The 3,965-nt window shown below is 35.3% G+C and carries 4 protein-coding genes and 1 rRNA gene; all 5 read right to left on the bottom strand.

Going from position 1 to position 3,965, the window contains the following annotated elements; all coding sequences use genetic code 11:
* Positions 1-113, bottom strand: a 16S ribosomal RNA gene (locus ACEN4I_RS13110); the annotation flags it as partial.
* 545 nt (positions 114-658) lie between these two features.
* Positions 659-1,189 carry a GNAT family N-acetyltransferase gene (locus ACEN4I_RS13105; protein WP_407103285.1) on the bottom strand — a complete coding sequence of 177 codons (531 nt, stop codon included), beginning with the start codon at positions 1,187-1,189 and terminating at the stop codon, positions 659-661.
* A 117-nt stretch (positions 1,190-1,306) separates the two neighbouring features.
* The gene (locus ACEN4I_RS13100; RefSeq protein ID WP_407103286.1) at positions 1,307-2,653 is read right to left on the bottom strand and encodes a glucose-6-phosphate isomerase; all 1,347 of its coding nucleotides are present in this window, start codon (positions 2,651-2,653) and stop codon (positions 1,307-1,309) included.
* A gap of 140 nt (positions 2,654-2,793) precedes the next feature.
* A complete protein-coding gene (locus ACEN4I_RS13095; protein ID WP_407103287.1) occupies positions 2,794-3,180 on the bottom strand; it encodes a hypothetical protein in 387 nt (128 codons plus the stop codon).
* A 60-nt stretch (positions 3,181-3,240) separates the two neighbouring features.
* The gene (locus ACEN4I_RS13090; protein ID WP_407103288.1) at positions 3,241-3,624 is read right to left on the bottom strand and encodes a CvfD/Ygs/GSP13 family RNA-binding post-transcriptional regulator; all 384 of its coding nucleotides are present in this window, start codon (positions 3,622-3,624) and stop codon (positions 3,241-3,243) included.
* Between the last annotated feature and the right edge of the window lie 341 nt (positions 3,625-3,965).

The raw sequence follows: 3,965 nt of genomic DNA, 5'->3' as shown, positions 1-3,965 counted from the left end.
ACCCGTCCGCCACTCTTCTTTCTCGGTGCAAGCACCGATAGGAAGCGTTCGACTTGCATGTATTAGGCACGCCGCCAGCGTTCGTCCTGAGCCAGGATCAAACTCTCATAAAAGTTGCAGACCGAAGCCTGCTTATTTTAATGATGCTTGTAGCTCATTAATTGATTGCTAGCGAATAATTATTCACTAATTTGTTTGTTTTGGCACTTGCCAAAACTTCCTTACACGTTTGGTTCGTCTTACTTTGTTTAGTTTTCAAAGGTCTAATTTCGTTTGCGTTGTCACTGTGACAACTTCTTAATATTACCAGGCGACCGAAGCATTGTCAACATTTTTTTAAAAGTTTTTTTTGCATCTTTATTCAAAAAATATTTATGCAAGCGCTCCATCGACTCCATTAATACTATCACGTCGCTTAACTTTAAGTCAACAACTTTTTATTGAAAAATTTACAATCGACTAACAGTGTTGTAAACCTTGTTTTTGCGACATCAATTACTATAACAACTTTTTGTTTTCTGGTCAACAAAAAAAATGCTTTTTTTTATTAACGCGTATAATAATTATTCAAAAAGGCAAAATGGTTTGGTTTTCACAAGGTTCTTCTATCTCAAATACTTAAATTCAATGAAATATAAAAGTAGCAAAGTTCGCTTTTTTATATTAGTGGATAATGGTAAAGATTAAAATCTGCTTTTTCTATACCCGTATCATGGTCTTTAATTCTCTTTACGAATGAAAACCCTGACTCTTGATACAAGTTATTTAAATACTCTTTTTCTGCCATACAATCTAATCGTATACCTTTGGTTTGTTTTTTTGCTGCTATATGTTTAGCTTCTTCTATCATCTGCAAAGCAATAGCAGTGCCAGCATACTTACGCACGATATTAACTCGATGTAAATAAAGCCACTCTTCATCGGGAGTATGTCCCCACATTTCTTTATCCCAGTTGCTTTGTTTGTTCCATAGAATAAACATACCCGCTACATGATTGTCCAGCGTGGCATAATATACTTCTCCCCGTTCAATAGCTAATGGAGTATTGTGGTTGTCTTTGCCTTCTAATAGTTCGCTCCACTGAGTGGAGTCTATAGTTTTTAACCATTGTGCTGTCTGCATTAAAATCCCCTGAATAAGAGACGCGTCATTTGATGTTGCTTGGTGGATAACTATTTGAGATTCCATGTTTTGCCTTCTTTCTTATAAAGATAAAATAAAAAACGCTGTTTAAAGCCATTCAATCAGAAAATTTCTTTTCTCCACGATTGAACGGCTAAACAACGGTTAGAATTACACTAAGGATTATAGACGGTTATTTAATTCTTTTCCTAACTCTTCAAATCCTGGTTTACCTAACAATGCAAACATATTTTTCTTGTAAGCTTCTACTCCTGGTTGGTCAAATGGATTTACGCCATTTAGGTAACCAGAAACACCTACAGCGATTTCGAAGAAGTACATCAAGTAGCCTAATGTATATTCGTCAGTTTCTGGAATAGTGATCACAAAGTTTGGAACATCTCCATCGGTGTGGGCTAATAAAGTTCCTTGGAAAGCTTTTGTGTTCACGAAGTCGATTTCTTTTCCTTGTAAATAGCCTAAGCCATCTAAATCTTCTTCGCTTTCTGGAATAGCCATTCCTTTTTTAGTTTTTTCAACTTTGATAACCGTTTCAAAAATATTACGAGAACCTTCTTGAATGAATTGTCCTAATGAATGCAAGTCAGTAGAGAAGTTAGCACTTGAAGGGTAGATACCTTTTTGGTCTTTTCCTTCTGATTCTCCAAATAACTGTTTCCACCATTCTGAAAAGTATTGCAAGCTTGGTTCGTAATTGATCAATAACTCAGTTACTTTTCCTTTGCGATATAATACGTTACGTAATGCTGCATATTGGTAAGCTTCATTTTCTTCTAGTTTATCACTAGAGTATGCTTCGCTGGCATCTGCTGCACCTTTCATCAACGCATCGATATCTGCTCCACTTACTGCGATTGGCAATAAACCTACAGCAGTTAACACAGAGAAACGTCCTCCAACATCGTCAGGAATGACGAAAGTTTCATACCCTTGTGCATCGGCTTCTCCTTTTAAAGAACCTTTAGCTTTATCAGTTGTTGCGTAGATTCTTTCTTTAGCGCCTTCTTCTCCATATTTCTTGATTAATAATTCTTTAAACACACGGAAAGCGATAGCAGGTTCTGTAGTTGTTCCAGATTTCGAAATCATATTAACTGAAAAATCACGGTCTCCGATAACTTCTACTAAATCATTTAAATAAGTTGAGCTGATACTGTTTCCTGCAAAGAAAATTTGCGGAGCTTTACGTTCATCTTTACCTAGTAAATTGTAGAAAGTGTGATTTAAGAAATCCAATGCAGCTTTAGCTCCTAAGTAAGAACCGCCGATTCCTAGTACAACTAATACTTCAGACTCATTTTGGATTTTTTTAGCAGCTTCTTTAATACGAGCAAATTCTTCTTTGTCGTAATTTTTCGGCAAGTTGACCCATCCTAGATAGTCGCTACCTGCGCCAGTTCCGTTACGCAGCATGTCGTCAGCTGTTGAAACTTGTTGTTGCAAATTAGTCAGTTCATGTTCTTGAATGAATTTGCTGATTGTTGAATAATCAAATTGAATATGACTCATTTTTCAATAACCTCCATAAGTATGTATTGTGGTTTATTGCTTATTTAATACTCTTTTACTTTAGATGTTTTGCCTGAAAAAAGCAAGAAAAAACAGCACTTTCATCATTAAAATGAAAACGCTGTTGTCGTATTGTTATTTCATTGATTGAAAATGGGAACCCCAGATATATCCATGTCTTCTAACGTTTCAATTAAAGTGTCAGAAGGCATCCAAGCGTAGTGAGTCGAGTTCTCTTTCAAAAGTTCATTGAGTTCTGTAAATTTTTTATTTAACGCAAATACAAAAAGAGGTATACGAGAATCATTTACAACAGAATTTGTTAGTTCGCATAAGTCTAATGCTGAACCTTCAATATCAAGAATCGTTTTTAATTCATCAATCATACACGCCAGCCCAGTTTTATTATCACAAATAGGTGTAGTTGGCAGTTCGTATGATTCCTCTTGATTTTTTACCAAAAAAACATATTTCCCATTAAACGCTTGAGCCATTACAGTACCGGCTACCATTTGTGCTTCAGTCATGCATATACCCCTCTCAAGAATTATCCATAGTAACAAATATTCTCTACTATAACGAATACACTATTGACTAGAGTTGATCTGGTTCTTTTCATCTTCTTTAGCCTGTTTAATCCATTTAGGCAAGGTTTCTTTGATACTTTGAAACCCTATTTTGCCTTTTTTAGCATAGTGGCGTTTTTTCTTAGGATAGTAAACAAATGTTTGAGGGTCTTCCAAGGTTCTGAGGGATAAGCTGATTTTTTTGGTGTATTCATCAATGTCAATGATCATCACTTCAAGTTCTTCTCCAACGGTTAACAATTCATCTACTTCTTTAACATAACCATGTCGGCATTCAGAGATATGAATCAAACCTTGAGTTTCTTCATCTAAAGAAACAAATGCACCATAAGGTTGAATCCCAGTTACTTGGCCTTTTGTAACCATACCGATTTTATATTCCATCCTAACACCTCGCTTTACAGAATTAATCCACTGTGTTCATTACGCTCTTATTATAGCACCATCTATAAATAATTTGTACCATTTTGAAAATGACTTCGTTTTCAAAATGATTCGTTATTTTATTTATTGAACAAAAGAGGCTATTCTAGCCTTTTTTCTTTACCCGTTGTTCACAAAATATTTTAAGAGTTTACACTTTTCATCAATAAACCACAATCGAGTAGGAGGTAAATAATTAATTTATTTACCGTCCTCTCACACCACCGTACGTACCGTTCGGTATACGGCGGTTCAATTTTATATAACATGCTTTTGTTTTAAATAGTAACTATCTGGAGATA

This window comes from Desemzia sp. FAM 23990, assembly GCF_045528485.1.
Lineage (GTDB): Bacteria > Bacillota > Bacilli > Lactobacillales > Carnobacteriaceae > Desemzia.
The sequence above is the reverse complement of the archived record's forward strand: the minus strand, read 5'-3'. Positions and strand labels throughout refer to the sequence as shown.